The following is a 23,066-nucleotide window of genomic DNA, read 5'->3' as shown; positions in this document are numbered from 1 at the left end:
CTCACGTCGCGTCAGGCCCCAGGCTGGTCGCACAGCGGCGGGAAGGAGGGAAACGCGATGGACGAGGGCTACACGGTCGGACGGCTGGCGGCGATCGCCAGGGTCACGGTGCGCACCCTGCACCACTACGACCGGATCGGGCTGCTGTCGCCGAGCGACCGCACCCCGGCCGGCTACCGGCGCTACAGCGAGGCCGAGCTGGACCGGCTGCAGCAGATCCTGTTCTACCGCGAACTCGGCTTCCCGCTGGAGGAGATCGCGGCGATCCTGGACGACCGGACGGTCGGCCCGAGCGAGCACCTGCGCCGGCAGCGCGAGCTGATCGGCGACCGGATCCGCAAGCTCGAGGAACTCGCCGCGGCGGTCGAGCGAGCGATGGAGGCGAGGACCTTGGGGATCCAGTTGACCCCGGAGGAGAAGTTCGAGGTGTTCGGCAAGGACTACCAGGAGGACTGGGAGGACGAGGCCCAGCAGCGCTGGGGCGAGACCGACGCCTGGAAGCAGTCCCAGCAGCGCACCGCCCGCTACACCAAGGCGGACTGGGAGCGGATCAAGGCCGAGACCGACGGCATCAACGACGCCATGGTGGCGGCGCTCACCGCCGGCACCGCCCCGGACAGCGAGCAGGCGATGTCGGTCGCCGAGCAGCACCGGCGGCACATCGGCCTGAACTTCTACGACTGCGGCCCGCAGATGCACCGCTGCCTCGGCGACATGTACCTCGCCGACCCGCGGTTCACCGAGACGTACGAGAAGCTCGCCCCCGGCCTGGCCCAGTGGCTGCGGGACGCGATCCACGCCAACGCGGACCGGCTGGAGCGCGAGCAGCGGCAGGGCTGACGGCCGCCCGGCGTCGGGCGGCCGGTCCCCGGGTGGTTCGGCGCTCGGGCGGCCCGGCGTCAGGCGGCCCGGCCGAAGGTGCGCCGGTAGGCGGTCGGGGAGGTGCGCATGGTGCGGCCGAAGTGGTGGCGGAAGGTCGCCGCCGACTCGAAGCCCACCGCCGCGGCGATCTCCTCCACGCTGCCCTCCGGCGACTCCAGCAGCGGCAGGCTGGCCGCGATCCGCTGGATCGCCACCCACCGCATCGGGCTGACCCCGTTGCGGGCGGTGAAGTGCCGCAGGTACGAGCGGTCGGACATGCCGGCCGCCCGGGCCAGCAGCGGCACGGTCAGCGGCCGGGCGAGGTGGTCCAGCGCCCAGCGCATCGAGCGGGCCACCCCGTCCTCCGGCTCGTCCACCGGCCGCACCGCCGCCTCGATGAACTGCGCCTGCCCGCCGTCCCGGTGCGGCGGGACGACGAAGCGGCGGGCGACGGTGTTGGCGACCTTGGCGCCGTGGTCCTGGCGGACCAGGTGCAGGCACAGGTCGATGCCGGCGGCGCTGCCCGCGCTGGTCAGCACCTGGCCGTTGTCGACGTACAGCACGTCCGGGTCGACCCGGACGTGCGGGTAGCGGCGGCGCAGTTCCGGCGCGTACCGCCAGTGCGTGGTGGCGGGCAGGCCGTCCAGCAGGCCGGCGGCGGCCAGCGCGAAGGCGCCGGAGCAGATCGAGACCACCCGGGCGCCGCGGGCGTGCGCGGTGCGCAGCGCGGCCACCACGGCGGGCGGGACGTCGCCGTGCGGGTCGGGCACCCCGACCACCACGACGGTGTCGGCGGCGGCGAGTTCCTCCAGGCCGTGACGGGGCGTCAGGGAGAACCCGCCGACCGCCTCCAGCGGGTGGCCGGGGCGCTCGGCGCACACCCGGACGTCGTACCAGGGGGCGGCCAGCAGCCCGGCCAGCTCGGGCCGGGCGAGGGCGAACACCTCGACCACCACGCCGAGTTCGAACGGGGCCATGCCCGCGAAGGCGTACACCGCGACGGTGTGCACCGGCGCCGGGCGCCTTCCGATGGTGATGGGCACGGGCTCGGCCATGTGGTGCTCCCGGGGCGGCCGTCGGCGGTTTCGCGCCGAGTCTAGCCGTCCGGGACGCCGGCCCGCCGGGAGCGGCGGCGGGGTGGGCGGGTGCGCACGGACGGTGGCGCAGGCTGATCGGACGGGGGCGGACGGCGGCGGAAAACCTTTGGAATCGGGAGACAACCTCCCGGGAGGATGAGGAGTCATCACATCGGGGTCCGGTGCGGCCGTTCCCCGTCCTCTTCCACCACCATGTCCGGAGAGCGTCAGATGTCCATGTTCCGTCATGCCCGTTATGCGAAGAACCTCCCGACCTGCGCGGCCTGCTCCGGTTGGGGCCGACGCCACTGAGCACGACGGAGCCCCCGCCGGACCGGCCGGACGGGGGCTTCGGTACGTGCCGCGCGGGCGGTCAGGCGGTCAGGCCGGCCATCCAGGACTCGACCTCGTCGGCCTGCCGGGGCAGGGCCGCGGAGAGGTTCTCGTGGCCGTCGGCGGTGACCAGGATGTCGTCCTCGATCCGGACGCCGAGGCCGCGGTACTCCTCGGGGACGGTCAGGTCGTCGGCCTGGAAGTACAGGCCGGGCTCGACGGTCAGCACCATGCCGGGCTCCAGCAGCGCGTCCACGTACTGCTCGCGGCGGGCGTGCGCGCAGTCGTGCACGTCGAGGCCGAGCATGTGGCCGGTGCCGTGCAGCGTCCAGCGGCGCTGCAGGCCGAGCTCCAGGACCTTCTCCAGGTCGTACACCGAGGCGTCGATCAGGCCCCACTCCAGCAGGCGGGCGGCGAGCACCCGCTGCGCGGCGTCGTGGAAGTCGCGGAACCTCCCGCCCGGCCGGACCGCGGCGATGCCGGCCTCCTGGGCCTCGTACACCGCGTCGTAGACCTTGCGCTGCAGCGGGGAGAAGCGGCCGTTGATCGGCAGGGTGCGGGTGACGTCGGCGGTGTAGAGGGTGTGGGTCTCCACGCCCGCGTCCAGCAGCAGCAGTTCGCCGGGGCGGACGTCGCCGTCGTTGCGGACCCAGTGCAGGGTGGTGGCGTGCGGGCCGGCCGCGGCGATCGTGCCGTAGCCGACGTCGTTGCCCTCGACCCGGGCGCGGCGCCAGAAGGTGCCCTCGATCCAGCGCTCGGAGGAGGCGACGGCCCGGTCCAGCTCGCGCACCACGTCGGTGAAGCCGTTCACGGTGGCGTCGCAGGCGGCGCGCAGCTCGCCGATCTCCCACTCGTCCTTGACCAGGCGCAGCCCGGACAGGAACACCTTCAGCTCGTCGTCCTTCTCCTCGTCGAGCCGCTCGGCGAGGGCCTCCTCCAGCGCGGCGTCGTAGCCGCGCACGATCCGGGTCGGGACGTCGGCCGCGGCCAGCTCCTCGGCGGCCTTGCGGACGTCCCGCACCGGCAGGCCGTACAGCTGCTCGGACTCGGCCAGCGAGTGGCGGCGGCCGACCCACAGCTCGCCCTGGCCGCTCAGCCAGAACTCGCCGTTCTCCCGGTCGGAGCGCGGCAGCAGGTACAGCGCGAACGCGTGGCCGCCGTCGACCGGCTCGCCGACCAGGACGGCGTCCTCGGTCCGGTTGCCGGTCAGGTGGACGTACTCGCTGGCGGCGCGGAAGGCGTACTCGGTGTCGTTGGCCCGGGTGCGCAGGTTGCCCGCGGGGACGACCAGGCGCTCGCCGGGGAAGGCGGCGGACAGCTTGGCGCGGCGCTCGGCCGCGTACGGGGCCTGGACGTCCGGCTGCAGGCCGTGCAGCTCGGTGTCGGCCCAGCCGGAGCGCATGGACGCGGCGAGCTCGTCGGAGATCTCGCCGTACAGGCCGTTCTTGCGGCTCTTGACCGGCTTCTCGGCCTCCTCGCCCTCGACGGAACCCTCGGGGTTCTCGGACACCGCCGGGCTGCGGTCCTCGGTCACTACGTCGCCTCCTTGCGCGCGCTACCGCCCGCCCGTCCCCGGGTCGCGGGGCGTGCGGGCGGATGTCGCCCCCATGGTACGTAGGGCCGTTCGAACGGAGGAAGGGCGTCCGGGGTCCGGCCGGGGCTACTCGAAGCGGGCGGCCAGCAGCACCAGGTCGTCGGTGCCGGGCTCGCCGCCGCCGGCCTGCTCCAGCAGGTGGGCGCAGAGCCGGTCCGGGTCGAGCCGGACGTCCCGCGGGGCGTCGGCGGCGGCCCGGCGCAGCGCGCTCTGCCCGGCGTGCAGGGCGGGGGCGAAGCGGCGGGCCAGGCCCTCGGTGTACAGCACCAGCACGTCGCCGGGCTCCGCGGTGAGCTCCACCCCGGGGGCCTCCCAGCAGCTGAGCATGCCCAGCGGCGCGGACAGCGAGGTCTCCACGAAGTTGGCGCCGTAGCGGGTGAGCAGCACCGGCGGGCAGTTGGCGGCGCCGGCCAGCGCGATCCGGCGCTCGGCCGGGTCGACGCAGGCGTAGACCGCGGTGGCGGAGCGGGTCGGCTCGGTGGTCTTCAGCAGCAGTTCGAGGTCGCCGAGCACCGAGACCGGGTCCTCGCCCTCCAGCACCGCGTAGGCGCGCAGCGCGGCCCGCACCCGGCCCATCGCGGCGGCCGCGTCGGTGCCCGCGTGCGGGCGGCGCCCGGGCCGCCGCCGAGCACGCTGCCCACGGTCAGGCCCACGGTGTCGTCGGGCAGCGCGATCGCGTCGTACCAGTCGCTGCCGGCGGCCCGCTCCAGCGCGGCGGGGACGCAGCGGGCGGCCACCTTCAGGCCGGTGCGGGCGGGCAGGTGGCCGGGCAGCAGCGAGCGGCGCAGCGTCTCGGCGGCGCGCACCGCCCGGTCCGCGGCCAGCTGGCGGGCCAGCAGCGGGGCGGCGAACTCGCAGTAGCGGCGCACCAGGTGCTCGCGGCGCTCGTCGGGGCTGCCGGGCTCGTCGTAGAACCAGGCGGCCGCGCCGAGCACCTCCTCCGCGGGGCCGGTGGCCAGCGGCAGGGCGTAGCAGGCGCCGAGGCCGAGCTGCTCGGCGACCTCGCGGAAGCGGGGGCCGACCGCCGGGTCGGCGGCCAGGTCGGCGATCAGCAGCCGGCCCTCCGGGCCGGGGCGGCCGAGCAGCCCGGCGAACGGGCCGTGCTCGACCGGCACGGTCTCCAGCGTGCCGAGCGTCGCCCGGTCCAGGCCGAGCCCGACCGGGCGGGCCGGCTGGCCCTCGGAGCCGGGCGGCAGCGTCACCACCAGGCCGCGGCGGGCGCCGAGCAGGGCCGCGCCGGAGTCCAGCAGCGCGTCCAGGGTGCCGGCCAGGCCGTCGGCCCGGGCCAGCAGTTCGAGGTGCTCCTGGAGGCTGGTGAAATCGGACAGCCATCCGGCCAAACGGTCCTGCAGGTCGGCGGCGGGCACCTCGCCGAGCTCCGGGAGCAGCAGCGGGTCGGCCGCCGGGGCGGCCGGGGCGGGCGGCAGCGCCGTGGCGGCGGGCGCCGTGGACGTCAACGGGTGGACGTCGGTCATGTCGCAACTCCCCACAATCCGGAACGTGTCACGCAAGACCACCGAGACCGACCGAAACGATGTCTTTACTCACTACTCGGCATGTTTCCCCCACTTGTACACAGGCCGATCGGGGCATGTCCAGGAGTGCGGCGGCCGAACGTGCCAGGGATCGTATGCGCAGGCCGCCGGGGTGCCACCCGGGGCGACCCGCACTCACTCGTACGGTGGAACCGGGGGGCGCCCGGCCGCGTCCATCCGGACGTATGGGGGATTCTCGTTCCAGCAGCGGGTAGCCGAGACGCACACGCACCGCCCGCCACCCCGACCACGCCGATCCGAACGATCAGACGATCGCACCGACCGTGCCGTGCGCCCCGATGGACGCGGAAAGGAACGAGCCGCCATGCGCCCACCCCGCCGAGAGCTGCTGCCGGAGCGCGTCGGCCGGTGGTGGCCGGGCCGCCGGAGCCGTTCGCTGGCGCTCGCCGCCGCCCTGCAGGCCGCCGAGGGGTGCGGCTGGCCGGTGCTGCCGGGGGCCCGGGTGCCGCGCGGCGCGGCGGGACGCTGCTCGTGCGGCGACCGGGCCTGCGCGGTGCCGGGCGGGCACCCGGACGACCCGCCGCTGGAGGCGGCGACCACCGATCCGCGGATGGTGCGCTGGTGGTGGGAGCGGCGCGCGCCGGGCGCCCCGGTGCTGGCGGCGACCGGGCGGGCGCTGGGCGCGGTGAGCCTGCCGCGGCCGGCCGGGCCGTGGCTGCTGCGGCACCTGGAGGAGACCGGCGTCCCGTACGGGCCGGTGCTCGGCACGCCGGGCCGGTTCGTGCTGCTGACCGCGCCGTACACGCTGCCCGAGCTGGGCGGGCTGCTGGCCGAACGGCCTTGGGTGCCGGGGGTGTTGCGCTACCACGGGCCGGGCGGCTACCTGGTGCTGCCGCCGTCCCGGACGGGGGCGGGCGCGATGCACTGGGTGCGCCGGCCGGGGCCGGGGCGGCCGTGGCTGCCGGAGGTCGGGACGCTGCTGGGCGGGATGATCACGGCCAGCGCGGTGGCGCTGCCGCAGGGCTGAGCCGGGGCGTCGGGCCTGCTTTTTTGATGATGTCCCGTCAGCTATGGTGCCTGGTGAGGAAGTCGCAGCCCGGAAACGAGAAAAGTCCGACCGCTGGCGACGGGGGATGCACCAGCGGTCGGACCTTTCAAACAGTAACAAAGATCCGGCTCCGCGCCAATTTGTCCACGCGGAAAGGCCTTTGACCGGGCCGGAAATGTGACTCACATCACCTTGCGGCCAGTTCCGGTCAGTTCAGGGTGATCTGACGGCTCACCAGGTTCGCCCGGGCCCGGCGCTCCTCCGCGGTCAGCGGCGCGGGCGCGGCCAGCACCGCGGCCAGCTTCCCGGCGAACTCCACGGCCGGCTTCTCCACGTCCGCGGCGGTCATCTCCAGCGGCAGGTCCCACACCGGGACGGTCAGGCCGTGCGCCCGGAACGAGCCGACCAGCTTGGTGCCCTCGCCCAGCGAGCTGTCACCGGCCGCCGACAGCCGGGACAGCGCGTCCAGCAACTGCTCCTCGGGGACGTCCATCACCCAGCGCAGGTGGTTCTTGTCCGGGGTGCCGCACCAGTACGCGGAGTCCACCCCGGCCAGCTTCTCGGTCGGGATCGCCGAGGCGTTGGCCCGCTCCAGCGAGGCCGCCACCTCGCCGGTCGCCGACTCGGCGTCCTCCAGCCAGAACTCGAAGCCGGTGTGCACCTCGGGGACGAACGCGGCCGTGGTGTCCAGCAGTTCCTGCAGGCGGCGGCCGCCCGGGTTGGTCCGGCGGGCCGGCACCGGGGTGCCCGGCTCGGTGGCCAGCGCCAGCTCCAGCGCGTCCGCCAGGTCACGGCTCAGGTCGCCGGAGGAGGACTGGGTCTGCAGGCCCAGCAGGATCGAGCCGTCCGGACGGCGCAGCGCCGGCCAGGCCAGCGGCAGCACCGTCGCCAGCGTCACCGACGGGACCTCGCCGACCGCCTCGTCCGCCACCCCGGCGGCCAGCACCAGCGGCACCGTGGCGGCCGGGACCAGCTCGCGCAGCGCCACCCAGTCGGCCTCGCCCGGCAGGCCCTCGAACGGGCGGTGCACCAACTCCTGCACCGCGTGCGCCGCCTGGCGGCCGTGGCAGGCCTTGTACCGGCGGCCCGAGCCGCACGGGCAGGCCTCGCGCGCCCCGACGACCGGGACCTCGCCCTCGACGGCGGTGGACTGGCTGGGCTGCTTCTTCGCGGCCTTCTTGGCCATGGTGCGGCTCTCCCGGGGACGTCGGACGTTGCACCGGGCAGCCTACTTCGCCGGGAACCTCCCGTTCCGGCCGCTCAGGCGCTGCGCCGCCGCCCGCCGTCCGCGACCTGCCCGAACGCCGGGAGCTCCGCCCAGACCGTCACCTGACCGGGTGCGTGCCGCACGCCCCAGTCCTGCGCGAGCCGGCCCACGATGCTCAACCCGCGGCCGCCGTGCGCCGTCACCGACGGACGGGCCGGGACCGGCCGGGTGCTCGCCCCGCCGTCCGTCACCTCCAGGGTCAGCAGGCCGTCGCCGCGCATCTGCCAACTCACCAGCACCGTACCGCTCTCCGCGTCCTCCCCGGCGGCGCCCGCGGCCGCTTCCAGTGGTCTCGCGTGCCGACAGGAATTGCTGAGCAGTTCGGAGAGGATCAACACCGCGTCGTCAATCACCGCTTCCGGTATCGACCGGTCACCGAGATCGCCGCGCAGCCTGCGCCGCGCGGCCGAAACACTGGCCGGCCCGTGCGGAACCGCCATGGCCGATGAGGTCGACCCGGCCTGAACTGGCACAGCTCGCGCCACCATCAACGCCACCCCCGGACCTCCTTCAGCTTCTGCCGAGGGATGGATGCCCGCAGGTAATGCCCCGGAAACGGGCGTTCGACGATCCGATGGCGGTATTAACGACATCTGCCCGGCCGCGCGGGCAAAAGGTGAGGGGGGTCTCACGTTCCGCGGTGGTGATCGGCGGGAAACGGGCTCCGGAAATACCCCGTTCGGTATTTCTGTCACGCGATTGGCGGGCGAGTGCCACCGGAGCGGAAGTCGAGGCCACCGGGTTTCCGGGCGGGCGGGGTGGGCCGGGCGGACCGGGTGGGCCGGGCAGGCGGGCGGGGCAGGCCGGGTGGGCCGGGCAGGCCGGGCGATGGGACGGCGGGGTGGTCGAGGGCGGTCGGGGGCGGTCGGGAGTGGTCGGGGTTCCGGTTCAGCGGCCGAGTTGGGCCAGCACCTCGGCCGGGCGGTTGGTGATCAGCGCCTCCACGCCCAGTTCCAGGCAGAGTTCGACGTCCTCCGGGCGGTCCACCGTCCACACGTGCACCCGGTGCCCGGCCCGGCGCAGCGCCGTCACCAGGCCCGGGTCGCGCCGCACCAGCTCGATGCCCGGACCGGCGATCGCGGCGCCGCCCGGCAGCGACCTGGTCCGGCCCAGCACCGGCAGCCGGCGCTCCCACAGGTACACCCGGGGCACCGCCGGGGCGGCCCGCCGGACCCGGTGCAGGGCCAGCTCGGAGAAGCTCATCACCCGCACCGAGGACTCGGCCGGGTCGGCCGGCAGCAGCCCGAACCGGCCCAGCACCCGCAGCAGTTCGGACTCCACCCGGCCCGCGTAGCGCACCGGGTGCTTGGTCTCGATCGCCAGCTCCACCCGCCGCCCGGCGTCCGCGGTCAGCTCCAGCAGCCGCTCCAGGGTGAGCACCGGGCTGGGCTCCGGCCGCTCCGGGTGCTTCCACGAGCCGAAGTCCAGCGCGGACAGCTGAGCCAGCGTCATCGCCGACACCACGCCCTGCCCGTCCGAGGTCCGGCGCACCGTCCGGTCGTGCACGCACACCAACTGCCCGTCGGCGGTGACCCGGACGTCGCACTCCAGGCCGTCCGCCCCCTCCTCCAGCGCCCGCCGGTAGGCCGCCTCGGTGTGCTCCGGCAGCGCCGCCGAGGAGCCCCGGTGCGCGATCACCTTGACGGCGGTGCGGTCGGTCGGAGCGGCGGGCGAACCGGCCGCGCTGTGCTGGGTGTCCACGTGAACCACCGTACGCGGCACCGGATGTCGCCCGTCCTCCGGCACGGTGGCGGGCGGGTGAACAACCGGTCGGCGGGACGGGGCGGGGGTGGGTGGAGCGGGCTTGGGCTTGTGCGGGGCCTGGGCCGGGCGGGCGGGGCGGATGCGGGCGGACGCGGGCGGCCGGGTCAGCGCGGGCCGGCGAGGGACGCCGCCTCGGAGGCGTACAGCAGTTCGGCGTCGAGCTCCATGCCGGTGAAGTGCCCGGCCAGTTCGAGCGAGAGCACGCCGTGCAGCCTGGTCCAGAACACCAGCGCCCGGCGCAGCGCGTGCGACGGGGCCGGGTGGTCGCCGGCCCACTCGTGGTGGTGCGCCAGGTGCGTGTAGAGGCGGGCGTCGGCCGGGCCCGGGTCGACCGCCGGGGTCTGGTGGAGGACGGCGGCGTCCAGCAGCGTGGTCATGATCGAGGTGGCGATGGCGGTGGTCTCCGACGGGGCGTGGTAGCCCGGGACGGGGGTGCCGTACAGCAGGAAGTAGCGCTGCGGGTCGGCCAGCGCCCACTGCCGCAGGGCGGCCGCCAGCGCCGGCAGGTCGGCCCCCGCCTCGGCCGGGGCGCGCAGGGCCAGGGCGAGGCTGCGGTAGGCGTCGGTGACCAGGTCGGTGATCAGCTCGTCGCGGTTGGCGAAGTAGCGGTAGAGCGCCGGACCGCTCATGCCCATCCGCTTGGCGATCGCGTTCAGCGAGAGCGCGGAGGCGCCGGCCTCGGCGATCTGCTCGCGGGCGTGCCGCTTGACCTCCTCGCGGACCTGGGCGCGGTAGCGCTCCCGGGGGGTGCCGGTCTCGGTCTCCATGGGGGTTCCTCTCGTCCTGCCGCGCCGGGGGCGTCGTCGCGGTGCCGTGGCGGTGCCGCCGCGGTACCGCCACGGGACGCGTTGCACCCTCTTCCTTCCGTTAGACCCTATCGCGTTCGTTGTTGACTCTCACGGAAGCGTGGTGTTACAACGGTTCTTGTTAGAGGGTCTAACGCAAGTGAGTGGCTCTATCGAATGGGAGACCATCATGCGAGAAGAACAGCTCGTCGAGATCGTCCTGCCCGGCATCGTCGAGCCGGAGGGCCTGCGGATCCGCCGATCGCCGCTGCCGCAGCCCGGCCCCGGGCAGGTGCTGGTCGTGGTCGAGGCCACCGGCGTGTCCTTCGCCGAGCAGCAGATGCGCCGCGGCCGCTACTACGACCAGCCGCCGTTCCCGTTCGTCCCGGGCTACGACCTGGTCGGCACCGTGACGGCCACCGGGCCCGGCACCGACCCGGCGCTGGCGGGCCGCCGGGTCGCCGCGCTGGTGAAGACCGGCGGCTGGGCCAGCCACGTCCTGCTCGACCCCGCCGACACCGTCGACGTCCCGGACGGCCTGGAGCCCGCGGCGGCCGAGACCGCGGTCGTCAACGGCATCACCGCCCGGCAGCTGCTGCACCGGCACGCCGAGGTCCGCCCCGGGCAGACCGTCCTGGTGCACGGCGCGGGCGGCGGCGTCGGCCTGCTGCTCGCCCAACTCGCCCTGGCCGCCGGGGCGCAGGTGATCGGCACCGCCTCCGCCCGCCACCACGACGCGCTGCGCGCCCTCGGCGTCACCCCCGTCGACTACCGCACCGGCGACGTCCCGGCCCAGGTCCGCCGGCTCGCCCCCGGCGGCGTCGACGCCGTCTTCGACCATGTCGGCGGCCGCAGCGTCCTGGACTCCTGGCGCCTGCTCGCCCCCGGCGGCACCCTGGTCGCCTACGGCAGCGCCGCCACCCGCGACGACACCGGCTCCAAGCAGTGGCCGGTGCTCAAGGTGCTCGCCCGCACCTGGTGGTGGAACGCCCTGCCGAACGGCCGCCGCGCGCACTTCTACAACATCTGGGCCGGCCGGACCCTGCGCCCCGCCCGCTTCCGGGCCCGGCTGCGCGCCGACCTGACCGCCGTCCTGGACGCCCTGCGGCGCGGCGAGCTCACCGCGCCGATCGCCGCCCGCCTCCCGCTCACCGAGGCCGCCGAGGCGCTGCGCCTGGCCGAGTCCGGCACCGTCACCGGCAAGGTGGTGCTGGTCCCCTGAACGGGAGCGAACGGGAGCGAGCGGGCGTGAACGGGAGGCCGGCGCCGGACGCGGGTCAGCCCTGCTGCGGGCCCGCCGCCGTCTTCGGGCGCTCCAGCGCGGTCACCGCGAGGGTGGCCAACGCCGCGACCAGGAAGGAGAACAGCGAGGCCGAGGACCACGCCGCCGGGGTGAAGTGCACCAGCTGCTGGAGGTCCTCCCAGCGGCCGGTCCACCAGCCGCCGATCTTCGACGGGGCCAGGAACTGGTACACCGCGAAGCCCACCGCCCACGGCAGCAGCATCACCCAGCGCGCCGGGGCGTCCTGCGCCAGGTTCCAGCCGCGCCGGCCCGCACCGAGGAAGTAGTCCACCGCGAGCACCGCGAACAGCGGCACGAACACCGAGCCGATCAGGCCGAGGAACCCGTAGTACGAGTCGGTGAACTCCTTGATCCGCAGCGCCAGCACCGTCACCAGCACGCCGATCCCGCCGGTCAGCACCCGGCGGTCCACCCGCGGCCACAGGTTGTGGATCGACATCGCCGTCGAGTACACGTTCGCGAACGACTGGTCGGTCTCCCGCAGCACCAGCACCAGCAGGAACGCCCAGCCCGCGGCCACGCCGGTGAACGACTCGAAGATCCGGTTCGCGTCGCCGTCCGACTGCAGCAGCGCCACCACGCCCAGCACGTAGCACCACACCTGGGCCACCGTGTAGCCGGAGAACGTCCCCCAGAACGCCTTCGCCGAGCTGCGCGCGTGCCGGGTGTAGTCGGCGGCCAGCGGCACGAAGGAGATCGACACCGCGATCACCGCGTCCGTGGCGCCCAGGAAGCCGTCCCAGTTGCCCGCGCCCGGGTCGGGGAAGCCCACCCGGGCGAACTGCACCGTGAAGTAGACCATCGCCACGCCGACCGCCACCGCCACGTACTTGCGCAGCACCGCGATCGCGCCCAGCGGCCAGATCGTCAGCACCGTGGTCAGCACGCCCGCCAGCAGCACGAACAGCCACCGCCAGCCCGCGGTGCCCGACACGGTCTGCGCGCCCCAGGCGATCACCGTCAGCTCGTACACGCCCCAGCCGACGCACTGCACGATGTTCAGCACCGTCGGCACGTACGACAGCCGGGTGCCGAACAGGCCGCGCAGCACCGCCATCGCCGGTGCGCCGGTCCGGGCGCCCACCAGGGCGGCCACCGCCAGCATCGCGGTGCCGATCGCGGTGCCCGCGACGATCGCCGTCACCGCGGCGGTGAAGCCCAGTTCGTGGCCCTGCTCGCCGAGCACCGTCGCGGCGCTGGTGAAGCCGATCAGGCTGACCCCGAGGTTGGCCCACAGCGCGAACAGCGCCCGGAAGTCCAGGGTGCGCGGCGGCGCGGTGTCGAGGGTCAGCGGGGCCTCGGACCGCGCCTCGGCGGTACGGTCGGACAACTGGGCAGACGGAACAGCCGTCATGGCCGATACTCCCTACGCCGGCATTACCCGGACAGGTTCCGGCGGTCAGCGCCCCCTCGCCCGTGGTGGCGTCACCGCCATGCCCACGGTCGAACCGGCGCACTCTCAGCCTGGCTGGTCCAAGCTCCCGCGACGTTCTTCGGTTTACAGAAGCGACAGGCTAGCCTCCGGACGGAGGAACGCCAAGGCCAGGGGGAGGGGCGTCCGCATCGCGGGACCGCGCCGCGGGGACCATCGATGTGCATGTCAGGGCGGGCTAAGGCTTCTCATCATTTCTTCAGGGGCCCGCTTACGGTGTCCGAATCCGGTATAGGAAAAACTGTGCACCGAGGTTGCGAGCCGTGCCCCCAGCGCCGCGGTTCGCCACCGAAGGTTCTGTTCAGCGATGGAGGTCGTCCGTGAGCACCGAGCACGCGAGTGGTACCACCCCGCCGGAGACGGCCGCCGCGCCCGCCGGCACCGAGGCGGTGGCCGCCGGCTCCGGTACGCCCGCCCCCGCCCCTGCCTACCTGGACGCCCCGCCGCCGGTGCTGCCCCAGGCCCCGGCCGCCGCCCCGGCTCCGGCGCCGGTCGAGCAGACCATTCAGCTCGGCAAGGTGCCCGACCTGCCCCCGGCCGCCCCGGCCGCCCCGCTCGCCCCGGCGGCCCCCGCCGTTCCGGTGGACGCGCCGCCGCCCTTCCAGAACCCGTACGGCTCGGTCGCCGAACCGTCCGGCCCGTTCGTCGAACCGGCCGGCCCGTTCGCCCGCCCGGACGAGGCGCAGACCGCGGTCAACCCGGCCGTCGCCCCCGCGCCGCTGCTCCAGCAGGCCCCGGGCGCGCCCGGCGGCCCGGCCGGCCCCCAGCAGCCGCAGCACCCGTTCGGGGCCGGTCACCCGGTCGGCGGCTGGGGCCACCCGTCCGGCGGCGACACCGCCGGCGGCGCGGGCGGGCCCGGTGAGCCGTGGGGCGCGCCGCAGCCCGGCGACGGCGGCTCCGGCAAGCGCAAGCGCGGCTCGCTGGTCGCCCTGGTCGCGGCCGTTGCCCTGGTGGCGGGCCTGGCCGGCGGCGCGATCGGCGCCTCCGTCACCAACAACGACAAGAACGGCGGCGGCAGCAGCGCCAGCCGCAACAGCACCACCGTGGCGGTCGGCAACACCCACCAGAACCTGGACCGGGCCCCCGAGTCCGTCGCCGGGATCGCCGCGAAGGCGCTGCCGTCCACCGTCACCATCAAGGCCGAGGGCTCCAGCGAGTCCGGCACCGGCACCGGTTTCGTCTTCGACACCGAGGGCCACATCCTGACCAACAACCACGTGGTCGCCCCCGCCGCCAACGGCGGCAAGCTCACCGTCAAGTTCTCCGACGGCTCCTCGTACAGCGCCTCGGTGGTCGGCCAGGCCAAGGGCTACGACGTCGCGGTCGTCCGGCTGGACAACCCGCCCACCGACAAGCTCGTCCCGCTGCCGCTGGCCGACTCCGACAAGGTCGCCATCGGCGACGCGACCATCGCCATCGGCGCCCCCTACGGCCTCGAAGGCACCGTCACCACCGGCATCGTCTCGGCCAAGGACCGCCCGGTCGCCTCCGGCGACGAGAACAACTCCCAGACGTCCTACATGAACGCCCTGCAGACCGACGCCTCCATCAACCCCGGCAACTCCGGCGGCCCGCTGCTCGACGCCTCCGGTTCGGTGATCGGCATCAACTCGGCGATCCAGTCCAACACCAGCGGCAGCGGCCGGGCCGGCTCCATCGGCCTCGGCTTCGCCATCCCGATCAACCAGGCCAAGTGGGTCGCCCAGACCCTGATCAAGGACGGCACCCCCGTCTACGCGATCCTCGGCGTCCTGCGCGACGACAAGTACACCGGCGACGGCGCCCAGATCGCCACCAGCGGCCAGGGCGGCCAGCAGGCCGTCACCCCCGGCGGCCCCGCCGACCAGGCTGGCCTCAAGCCGGGCGACGTCATCACCAAGCTCGGCGGCATCGCCATCGACAGCGGCCCGACCCTGGTCAGCGAGATCTGGACGCACAAGCCCGGCGAGAAGGTCGAGGTCGAGTACAAGCGCGACGGCAAGACCGCCAAGACCACCGTCACCCTCGGCGAACGCAAGGGCGACAACTGACCCCTCCCCTCCGAAACGGTGTGCACCCAAGCGGCCCCGACCCGTTAGGCTGGCCTCCGCCGAGGAGGGTTGCCCGAGCGGCCTAAGGGACCAGTCTTGAAAACTGTCGTGGCTTCGCGCCACCGTGGGTTCAAATCCCACACCCTCCGCGCAGGTGGGTGAAACCCCAGATCAGGGCGGGTACCGGAGAGTCTCCGGTACCCGCCCTGAGTCGTTCCCGGATCCCGGCCCCGCGGTGCCGTGCTCGGGCGCGGGTCAGAACAGGGTCGGCGGGCCGTCCTGGGCGGGGAGGCCGGGGAGGGCGTCCTGCCACAGGGTGGCTTCGCTGAGCGGGAGTTGGCGCATGCTGCCGGTGCAGAGGCTGAGTGAGCGGCGGTCGCGCTTGTGGTCGTGGATGACGCCGTAGCCGGTGCGGCGGGTGGGCATCAGGGCGACCGGGCGGTCGCAGTCGGGGCACTGGATCCGGGGTGCGCGCATGGGTACCAGGGTGCCGGAGCGGACCGACAGTGCGACAGGGCCGGTGGGCGGTTGTCCGGCCGGGGGCGGGGGAGGGGAGGGGCGTGGGGACGAGGCGAGTGGAGGTTGCCGTGGGCGGGTTGGTCGAGCGGTTGCGGGCGGGGCTGCCGGAGGGGGCGGTCGCGGTGGATCCGGACGTGACGGCCGCGTACGCGCGGGACACGGCCGGGTTCTGTGCGGTGGGTGAGCCGGCGGTGCTGGTGTTCCCGGAGACGGTGGAGCAGGTGCGGTTCGTGCTGCGGACGGCGACCGAGCTGCGGGTGCCGGTGGTGCCGCAGGGGGCCCGGACGGGGCTCTCGGGCGGGGCGAACGCGGTGGACGGCTGCATCCTGCTGTCGCTGACCAGGATGAACCGGATCCTGCGTCTCGACCCGGTGGACCGGATCGCCGTGGTGCAGCCGGGGGTGGTCAACGCCGAGCTGTCCCGCGCCGCCGAGGCCCTCGGGCTCTCCTACCCGCCCGACCCGTCGAGTTGGGAGTCCTGCACCATCGGCGGCAACATCGGCACCGGCGCCGGCGGCCTGTGCTGCGTGAAGTACGGGGTGACCAGCGAGTACGTGCTCGGCCTGGAGGTGGTGCTGGCGGACGGGCAGCTGCTGCGGACCGGGCGGAGCACCGCGAAGGGCGTCGCCGGGTACGACCTGACCCGGCTGCTGGTCGGTTCGGAGGGCACCCTGGGCGTGGTGGTCGAGGCGGTGCTGGCGCTACGGCCCGCGCCGGGGCCGCAGTTGGTGCTGGCCGCGGAGTTCGACTCGGTGGACGCCGCCGGGCACGCGGTGTGCGAGGTGATGTCGGCCGGGCACGCGCCCTCGCTGATGGAGCTGATGGACGCCACCACCGTCCGGGCGGTGAACGCGATGGCGCGGATGGGCCTGCCGGAGTCGACCCGGGCGCTGCTGCTGGTCGCCTTCGACGGCTCGGACCGGCGTGAGCGGCTGGCCGAGGTGGCGGCGCTGTGCACCGCCGCCGGGGCCACCGCGGTGGTGCCGGCCGAGGACCGGGCCGAGTCCGAACTGCTGCTGCAGGCACGGCGGTTGTCGCTGCCGGCGCTGGAGCGCCTGGGCACCACGATGATCGACGACGTGGCGGTGCCGCGGAGCGCGCTGGCCGCGATGCTGAACGGCGTCGCCGAGATCGCCGACCGGCACCGGCTGACCATCGGCGTGGTCTCGCACGCGGGCGACGGCAATACCCACCCGGTGGTGATCTTCGACGCGAAGGACGAGGAGCAGGCGGCCCGGGCCCGCAGCTCCTTCGACGAGATCATGGCGCTCGGCCTGGAACTGGGCGGGACGGTGACGGGCGAGCACGGCATCGGCTTGCTGAAGCGCGAGTGGCTGGCCCGGGAGTTGGGCCCGGTCGGGCTGGAGCTGCAGCGCCGGATCAAGGCGGCGTTCGATCCGCTGGGCATCCTCAACCCGGGGAAGGTGCTCTGACCCGGGGCTCGGGGGCTCGGGGGGTTCGGGGGCTCGGGGGGTTCGAGGGCTCGGGACGCTCGGAAAGCCGGGGCCGGGAGGCCGGGAAGACCCAGGAGGGTGGTCACCGCCGAGCCGGGCGGGATATTGACCGATCGTCACAAGATGATGGTCGGGAAATTCTCCTGCCGTTGAACCGACCATCATCATGTGGCATCCGGATGGTATGAGGAATTTCGGAAGTGGCTGAATATCGACTTTGCGCGGTCACGCGACCCTGACGGGGCGTGGACGGACCGTTCGCACGCCCCGGGGATCGCGCGACTCGCCGGAAAGCGGCCCGTCACGCCCCCGCCCGGACGGGGGCCGGAACGCCGCCGTCCGGGCGAACAGCCAGCTCGCAGGCGGTGTGTCTGCCGACGAACCGATCGGACGGGGATTATGCGCCGATGCCACCGCGTCACGCTAATGGGGGAAAAGGCTCAGCGATGCTGGTGCTTTGTCGATTTGTTGCGGAAGTCTGTTCCTCGGCGTCGCAGCCCCCGGAGCCTCGTCTGGCCGCGAACTCCGGAAGCACTTTTTCCATCTCGCAATACCTGGCAAGAACCAACGGAGGGAATCCCCATGGCGCGCTTCCGCACCATCCGCTTGGCCGCGCTGGTCGCGTCCGTCCCGCTCGCAGCCGGTCTGCTGCTGGCCGGGGCGGGTGCCGCGGCGGCCGACAACGGTGCGGCTGCCGGCCACGGCTCGAACAGCAGCGTGGTCTCGGACTTCGGCAGCGGAAACATCTTCGGGTCGGTCGACGGCAACTACAACTCCACCCAGCAGACGGCGACCGGTGCCGGTGCGTCGAACCAGAACAACACCCTCGGGGTGAAGGGGAACACCGGGGTCGTCTACGCCGACCAGTCCAACAAGAACTTCAACTTCGTCTTCGCGCCGGTCTACTCGTACTGACCTCCCGGCGGGAGGTGCGGACGGACCGGCGGGGGCGCCGGACCGGACGGAGCACGGACCGCCGGAGCACCCGGGAGTGGAAAGGGTCACCGCCTCGGGGCGTACAGCGCACGACGATCGAAACCCCTCGGGGGCGCGGTGCCGCTACGGCGGCCGCCGCGCCCCCGAGGCGCGTTCCGGAAGATGAGGAAGGGGGCGGGGAAGGGGGCGGGGAAGGGAAAGGAGGCGGGGAAAGGCGGCCGGGTCAGCGGCGTGCGGTGAGCGTCGCCCCGACGCTCGCGGCGACCACGCAGCCGATGCCCAGCAGCTGCGGCAGCCCCAGCACCTGGCCGAGCACCAGCAGGCCGACCAGGGCGCTGACCGCCGGGTCGAGGCTGACGATCACGCTGAACACCCGCTGCGACATCCGGCGCAGCGCGGTCATCTCCAGCGCGTACGGCAGCACCGGGAAGAGCAGGGCGACCCCCGCGACGGCGAGCAGCAGCAGGGCGGGGGAGTCGGATCCGGACAGGCCGTGCACGGCCTCGGCGGCGCCGAACGGGGCGAGCACCACGGTGCCGATGGTGAACGAGACCGCCAGGCCCTCGAAGCCCTTGAAGGCCGCGCCGACCTTGTCGGTGAACAGGATGTAGCCCGCGTAGCAGGCGGCCGCGCCGAACGCGCAGGCCAGGCCGACCGGGTCGAGGCCGCCGGGGCCGGAGCCGCCGTCGCCGCCCAGCAGGGTGAGCAGCGCGACCCCGGTGGCGGCCAGTGCCGCCCACAGCACGTGGCCGGCCCGGCGGGCGAAGACCAGGGCGACGGCCAGCGGGCCGAGGAACTCGATGGTGGCGGCGGTGCCCATCGGCAGCCGGTCGACGGCGCCCGCGAACAGCAGGGTCATCCCGGCGGAGGCGACGCCGAGCAGCCCGGCCATCGCCAGGTCGCGCGGGCTGCGGCCGCGCAGCCGGGGCCGGGTGACGGCGAGCAGCACGACGGCGGCGAACGAGATCCGCAGGAAGGTCGCGCCCGCCACCCCCAACACCCCGAACAGCGGCTTGGACGCCGCCACCCCGAGCTGCACCGCGAGCATCGACACCAGGCACAGCACCGGGGCCGGAACGCGCCCCACCCGCTGCCGGACCCCGCGCACCCGCCGGGCGTCCGGTCGTCGCAGACCGCTCGCCCGGGCTCGACGGGAACCGGTATCGGCCTTCGAAACGGAGGCGACTGCCGGGAGTTCGATTGTGCTTTCAACGGTGAGGGGCGTGCCTGGCATGCGATCGAGTCTGTCGTAAGGAGTGCAAATGGTCAAAGCCGGTTACCGGCGGATGGCCCGGCGGGGCCACCCGGGTGACCCGGCGACGGCGACGGCGTGTCCTGCCGGGGCTCCTGACGGCCCGTCAGTAGTCCTGGAAGATGCGCTACCTCGGCCCGGCGGCCCTGACGGCCGCGTCACTCGTCCTGCTGCTCGCCACCGACCAGGCGGTCGTCGGAATGCCGACGGCCGGCCCGGCGGCCGCCCCCGCCCGGGTCCTGGCCCGAACCGCTCCCGGCCCTGCCCTCGATCCCGCCCTCGTCCCCGGCCCTGCCCGCGATCCCGTCTTCGACCCGGCCCCCACCGCCCAGCAACTCCCCGCCCAACAGCTCTCCGCCCAGCAGCTCCCCGCCCAGGCGGCGCCCGCCGTGGCCCACCAGGCCGCCGCGCTGACCGAGGGTCGGACGGCTGCCGGGGCGCCGCCCGTCCGCCTGCGCCGGAGGCTGCTGGCCGACCCGCTGCGTTCGCGCCGGGAGCCGCTGCCCGCCGAGGTGTTCACCGGTGCCGGGTTCGACGCCTGCTCCGCGCCGCCGGTGGAGACCATGCGCGCCTGGTGGGGCACCTCCCCGTACGGCGCGGTCGGGATCTACACCAGCGGGCGGCAGCGGGCCTGCGGCCAGTCCCGGCTGACCGCGGACTGGGTGCGCGAGGTCCGGGAGATGGGCTGGCAGTTGATCCCGACCCACGTCGGGCGGCAGGCCCCGTGCATGGCGGCCGGCGGCAAGACGCAGCGGATCGACCCGGCGCAGGCGGTGCAGCAGGGCCGGGAGGAGGCGGCCGAGGCGGTGCGCGCGGTGCAAGGCCTCGGGCTGCGCGTCGGCACCCCCGTGTACCTGGACGTCGAGGCGTACCCGCACGGCGACTCGGCGTGCAGCCAGGCGGTGATGGACTTCACCGTCGGCTGGACGCAGGCGCTGCACGGGGCGGGCTTCCGCTCCGGCTTCTACTCCTCCACCAACTCGGGCGTGGCCGACCTGGCCGCCGCCGCCCGGGCCGGCAGCGGGCCGCTGCCGGACGCGGTCTGGTACGCCAACTGGGACGACCGGGCCACCACCACCGACGGCGCGGGCCGGCTGGGCGACGACCTGTGGGCCGACCACGCCCGGATCCACCAGCACCACGGCAACGCCCAGGAGAGCTACGGCGGCGCCGCGCTGGCCGTCGACCGCAACCAGGTGGACGGTCCGGTCGCCCGCTGAGCGGGTAGGAAGCGAACAGTGGCACCGAACGGACGCACGAACGAACGGGCGAGCGGACGAACGAACGGGCGCGCGGCCGGGTGGACGCGCCCCACCGCGCCCCATCGCGCCCGCCGTGCCCTGCCACGCCCCGGACCCGGCCGGACACGCCCCGCGACCTGCGGGGGAGGGGTCGGTCTCATCTCGGTTGCGACTACTGACAGCGGGGGTGCGCCGGGGAAACAATCGGAGAAATCGCTTGCTACCTGCGGGTAGCAACGCGCCGGCCGGTCAAGGAGGACCCGCGTGTACAGCACGATGCAGGACGTTCCGCTCACGGTTGCCCGGATTCTGCAGCACGGCTCCACCATCCACGGCCGGTCCACCGTCACCACCTGGACCGAGAACGGCCCGGTGGTGCGGACCTTCGCCGAGATCGGCGCCCGCGCCGGACAGCTCGCGCACGCCCTCCGCGACGAGCTCGGGGTGACCGACGGCAGCGTCGTGGCGACGCTGATGTGGAACAACACCGAGCACCAGGAGGCGTACCTGGCGATACCGTCCATGGGTGCGGTGCTGCACACCCTGAACCTGCGGCTGCCCGCCCACCAGCTGGTCTACATCGTCAAGCACGCCGCGGACCGGGTGGTCATCGTCAACGGGACGGTGCTCCCGCTGCTGGCCGCCGTGCTGCCGCAGCTGGCCGGCACCGTCGAGCACATCGTGGTGTCCGGGGCGTACGACCCGGCGCTGCTGGCCGGGTTCGGCGGGACGGTGCACGACTACGAGGAGCTGATCGCGGGCCGGCCGGCCGACTACCCGTGGCAGACCGACATCGACGAGAAGCAGGCCGCCGCGCTCTGCTACACCTCCGGCACCACCGGCGACCCCAAGGGCGTCGTGTACAGCCACCGCTCGATCTACCTGCACTCGATGCAGATCATCGCCGCCTCCAGCTTCGGCCTGACCGCCCGCGACACCGTGCTGCCGGTCGTGCCGATGTTCCACGTCAACGCCTGGGGCATCCCGCACGCGGCGTTCATGACCGGCGCGAGCCTGCTGATGCCGGACCGCTTCCTGCAGCCCAAGCCGCTCGCCGAGATGATCGACCGGGTCAAGCCGACCTTCGGCGCCGCCGTCCCGACCATCTGGACCGGCCTGCTGGACGAGCTGGACGCGGGCGACTACGACACCTCCACCCTGGAGACCGTCGTCATCGGCGGCTCGGCCTGTCCGCCCGCCCTGATGCGGGCCTTCCAGGAGCGGCACGGCATCCGGGTGATCCACGCCTGGGGCATGACCGAGACCTCCCCGCTGGGCACCGTCGCCCACCCGCCGGCCGGCGTCACCGGCGAGGACGAGTGGGCCTACCGGGTCACCCAGGGCGTCTTCCCGTCCTCCGTGCAGGCCCGGCTGATCGGCCCCGGCGGCGAGGTGATGCCGCACGACGGCGTCGCCGAGGGCGAGCTGGAGGTGCGCGGCCCGTGGATCGCCGCGGCGTACTTCGGCGGCACGGGCAACGCGGCCGAGGCCCCCGAGGACAAGTTCAGCCCCGACGGCTGGCTGCGCACCGGCGACGTCGGCACCATCACCTCCGACGGCTACCTGACCCTCACCGACCGGGCCAAGGACGTGATCAAGTCCGGTGGCGAGTGGATCAGTTCGGTCGCGCTGGAGAACCACCTGATGGCGCACCCCGAGGTCGCCGAGGCCGCGGTGGTGGCCGTCCCGGACGAGAAGTGGGGCGAGCGTCCGCTGGCCACCGTGGTGCTGCGACCCGGCGCCACGGCCGGCCTCCCCGAGCTGCGGGCCTTCCTGGCCGAGCGGGTCGCCTCCTGGCAGCTGCCGGAGCGCTGGTCGCTGATCGAGGCGGTGCCGAAGACCTCGGTCGGCAAGTTCGACAAGAAGGTGATCCGCGCGGACTACGCGGCCGACCGCCTCGACGTGACGGTGATCGGCAAGACCGCCGACAAGGGCTGACGCGGACCGCCGGGCGGCCCTCCCCGGAAAGATCCCGAAAACCGGTTCGGAATACCCCAGGGGGGTATAACGTTCCGCAGGTGGCCGGGGGAATCCACCGGGTCGGACGAGGAGGGCCGTCATGGAGCACAGCGCGCACCAGGGGCACGAACACCCCGCGCAGCACGCGCACCACGAGCAGCAGCACGCACACCACCCGGACCACGCGCAGCACACCGGCCACAGCGAGCAGCACGCGCAGCACACCGGCCACGCGCACCAGCACCACGGCGGCGGCAGCAGTTGGCGCACCGCCGCGCAGGCGACGCTGCACTGCCTCACCGGCTGCGCGATCGGCGAGGTGCTCGGCCAGGTGATCGGCGTCGGCTTCGGCCTGCACAACGGTGCGACCGTGGTGCTGTCGATCGCGCTCGCCTTCGTGTTCGGCTACGCGCTGACCATGCGCGGCGTGCTGAAGGCCGGCCTGCCCTTCCGGGAGGCGCTGAAGGTCGCGCTGGCCGCCGACACCGTGTCGATCATCGTCATGGAGCTGATCGACAACGGCGTCATGGTGGCCGTCCCGGGGGCGATGGACGCGGGTCTCGGCCAGCTGCTGTTCTGGCTGTCGCTGGCCGGCTCCCTGGTGCTGGCCTTCCTGGTCACCGTCCCGGTCAACCGCTGGCTGATCGGCCGCGGCCGGGGCCACGCGGTGGTCCACGCCTACCACTGACCCCGGCCCGCACCGACTACGGTCCGCG

At 74.1% G+C, this 23,066-nt stretch carries 20 protein-coding genes and 1 tRNA gene; 10 read left to right on the top strand and 11 right to left on the bottom strand.

Annotated elements, in window-relative coordinates; genetic code table 11:
• Window positions 1–57: 57 nt before the first annotated feature.
• The gene (locus OU787_RS15435) at window positions 58–840 is read left to right on the top strand and encodes a MerR family transcriptional regulator (protein ID WP_268659677.1); all 783 of its coding nucleotides are present in this window, start codon (window positions 58–60) and stop codon (window positions 838–840) included.
• A gap of 59 nt (window positions 841–899) precedes the next feature.
• On the opposite strand, the gene OU787_RS15430 is transcribed toward OU787_RS15435, so the two are convergent.
• From OU787_RS15430 to OU787_RS15415, 4 genes are all read right to left on the bottom strand, one after another.
• A complete protein-coding gene (locus OU787_RS15430; protein WP_030457498.1) occupies window positions 900–1,916 on the bottom strand; it encodes a helix-turn-helix domain-containing protein in 1,017 nt (338 codons plus the stop codon).
• Window positions 1,917–2,310: 394 nt separating this feature from the next.
• Window positions 2,311–3,804, bottom strand: coding sequence for an aminopeptidase P family protein (locus OU787_RS15425; protein WP_268659676.1), 1,494 nt, complete (start codon window positions 3,802–3,804; stop codon window positions 2,311–2,313).
• A 126-nt stretch (window positions 3,805–3,930) separates the two neighbouring features.
• A complete protein-coding gene (locus OU787_RS15420) occupies window positions 3,931–4,431 on the bottom strand; it encodes a PP2C family protein-serine/threonine phosphatase (RefSeq protein ID WP_268659675.1) in 501 nt (166 codons plus the stop codon).
• On the bottom strand, window positions 4,350–5,339 hold the full coding sequence (locus OU787_RS15415) for a hypothetical protein (RefSeq protein WP_268659674.1): 990 nt from the start codon (window positions 5,337–5,339) through the stop codon (window positions 4,350–4,352). Before OU787_RS15415 ends, OU787_RS15420 begins: the two co-directional genes overlap by 82 nt.
• Before the next feature lie 385 nt (window positions 5,340–5,724).
• On the opposite strand from OU787_RS15415, the gene OU787_RS15410 reads away from it, so the two are divergent.
• Window positions 5,725–6,387, top strand: coding sequence for a bifunctional DNA primase/polymerase (locus OU787_RS15410; RefSeq protein ID WP_268659673.1), 663 nt, complete (start codon window positions 5,725–5,727; stop codon window positions 6,385–6,387).
• A gap of 229 nt (window positions 6,388–6,616) precedes the next feature.
• On the opposite strand, the gene OU787_RS15405 is transcribed toward OU787_RS15410, so the two are convergent.
• The 4 genes from OU787_RS15405 to OU787_RS15390 all read right to left on the bottom strand — a co-directional run bounded on the left by OU787_RS15405 (window position 6,617) and on the right by OU787_RS15390 (window position 10,206).
• Window positions 6,617–7,594 carry a DUF5926 family protein gene (locus tag OU787_RS15405; RefSeq protein WP_030457494.1) on the bottom strand — a complete coding sequence of 326 codons (978 nt, stop codon included), beginning with the start codon at window positions 7,592–7,594 and terminating at the stop codon, window positions 6,617–6,619.
• Between the two features lie 74 nt (window positions 7,595–7,668).
• Window positions 7,669–8,163 carry an ATP-binding protein gene (locus OU787_RS15400; RefSeq protein WP_268661870.1) on the bottom strand — a complete coding sequence of 165 codons (495 nt, stop codon included), beginning with the start codon at window positions 8,161–8,163 and terminating at the stop codon, window positions 7,669–7,671.
• 400 nt (window positions 8,164–8,563) lie between these two features.
• Window positions 8,564–9,376 carry a glycerophosphodiester phosphodiesterase family protein gene (locus OU787_RS15395; RefSeq protein ID WP_051816428.1) on the bottom strand — a complete coding sequence of 271 codons (813 nt, stop codon included), beginning with the start codon at window positions 9,374–9,376 and terminating at the stop codon, window positions 8,564–8,566.
• Between the two features lie 167 nt (window positions 9,377–9,543).
• Window positions 9,544–10,206 carry a TetR/AcrR family transcriptional regulator gene (locus OU787_RS15390; protein WP_268659672.1) on the bottom strand — a complete coding sequence of 221 codons (663 nt, stop codon included), beginning with the start codon at window positions 10,204–10,206 and terminating at the stop codon, window positions 9,544–9,546.
• Between the two features lie 208 nt (window positions 10,207–10,414).
• Between OU787_RS15390 and OU787_RS15385 the strand changes: the two genes are divergently transcribed.
• Window positions 10,415–11,446, top strand: coding sequence for a medium chain dehydrogenase/reductase family protein (locus tag OU787_RS15385; RefSeq protein WP_268659671.1), 1,032 nt, complete (start codon window positions 10,415–10,417; stop codon window positions 11,444–11,446).
• A gap of 55 nt (window positions 11,447–11,501) precedes the next feature.
• Here OU787_RS15385 and OU787_RS15380 read toward each other — a convergent pair whose 3' ends face one another.
• Window positions 11,502–12,881 carry a purine-cytosine permease family protein gene (locus tag OU787_RS15380; RefSeq protein WP_268659670.1) on the bottom strand — a complete coding sequence of 460 codons (1,380 nt, stop codon included), beginning with the start codon at window positions 12,879–12,881 and terminating at the stop codon, window positions 11,502–11,504.
• A gap of 398 nt (window positions 12,882–13,279) precedes the next feature.
• On the opposite strand from OU787_RS15380, the gene OU787_RS15375 reads away from it, so the two are divergent.
• Window positions 13,280–14,989, top strand: a complete 1,710-nt coding sequence (locus OU787_RS15375; RefSeq protein ID WP_268659669.1) for a S1C family serine protease — start codon at window positions 13,280–13,282, stop codon at window positions 14,987–14,989.
• A 63-nt stretch (window positions 14,990–15,052) separates the two neighbouring features.
• Window positions 15,053–15,138 (top strand) — tRNA-Ser (locus OU787_RS15370).
• A 106-nt stretch (window positions 15,139–15,244) separates the two neighbouring features.
• On the opposite strand, the gene OU787_RS15365 is transcribed toward OU787_RS15370, so the two are convergent.
• Window positions 15,245–15,466 carry a hypothetical protein gene (locus OU787_RS15365; RefSeq protein WP_268659668.1) on the bottom strand — a complete coding sequence of 74 codons (222 nt, stop codon included), beginning with the start codon at window positions 15,464–15,466 and terminating at the stop codon, window positions 15,245–15,247.
• A 110-nt stretch (window positions 15,467–15,576) separates the two neighbouring features.
• Here OU787_RS15365 and OU787_RS15360 point away from each other — a divergent pair, with 110 nt between their 5' ends.
• Both OU787_RS15360 and OU787_RS15355 read left to right on the top strand, forming a co-directional pair.
• Window positions 15,577–16,941: an FAD-binding oxidoreductase gene (locus tag OU787_RS15360; RefSeq protein ID WP_268659667.1), complete on the top strand. Its 1,365-nt coding sequence runs from the start codon at window positions 15,577–15,579 to the stop codon at window positions 16,939–16,941.
• A 603-nt stretch (window positions 16,942–17,544) separates the two neighbouring features.
• The gene (locus OU787_RS15355) at window positions 17,545–17,877 is read left to right on the top strand and encodes a hypothetical protein (RefSeq protein WP_030457484.1); all 333 of its coding nucleotides are present in this window, start codon (window positions 17,545–17,547) and stop codon (window positions 17,875–17,877) included.
• Window positions 17,878–18,121: 244 nt separating this feature from the next.
• Here the strand turns inward: OU787_RS15355 and OU787_RS15350 are convergent, their stop codons facing one another.
• Complete coding sequence (locus OU787_RS15350; protein ID WP_268659666.1) at window positions 18,122–18,985, bottom strand: EamA family transporter; 864 nt, start codon at window positions 18,983–18,985, stop codon at window positions 18,122–18,124.
• A gap of 287 nt (window positions 18,986–19,272) precedes the next feature.
• On the opposite strand from OU787_RS15350, the gene OU787_RS15345 reads away from it, so the two are divergent.
• The 3 genes from OU787_RS15345 to OU787_RS15335 all read left to right on the top strand — a co-directional run bounded on the left by OU787_RS15345 (window position 19,273) and on the right by OU787_RS15335 (window position 23,038).
• Window positions 19,273–20,370 carry a DUF1906 domain-containing protein gene (locus OU787_RS15345; RefSeq protein WP_268659665.1) on the top strand — a complete coding sequence of 366 codons (1,098 nt, stop codon included), beginning with the start codon at window positions 19,273–19,275 and terminating at the stop codon, window positions 20,368–20,370.
• 285 nt (window positions 20,371–20,655) lie between these two features.
• Window positions 20,656–22,329, top strand: a complete 1,674-nt coding sequence (locus OU787_RS15340) for a long-chain fatty acid--CoA ligase (RefSeq protein ID WP_268659664.1) — start codon at window positions 20,656–20,658, stop codon at window positions 22,327–22,329.
• Between the two features lie 121 nt (window positions 22,330–22,450).
• Window positions 22,451–23,038, top strand: coding sequence for a DUF4396 domain-containing protein (locus OU787_RS15335; protein ID WP_268659663.1), 588 nt, complete (start codon window positions 22,451–22,453; stop codon window positions 23,036–23,038).
• Window positions 23,039–23,066: the final 28 nt, after the last annotated feature.

The organism is Kitasatospora sp. YST-16 (genome assembly GCF_026802215.1).
Classification (GTDB): domain Bacteria; phylum Actinomycetota; class Actinomycetes; order Streptomycetales; family Streptomycetaceae; genus Kitasatospora; species Kitasatospora cineracea.
Note: the sequence above shows the minus strand (reverse complement) of the source record. Positions and strands in the feature narration are given on the sequence as shown.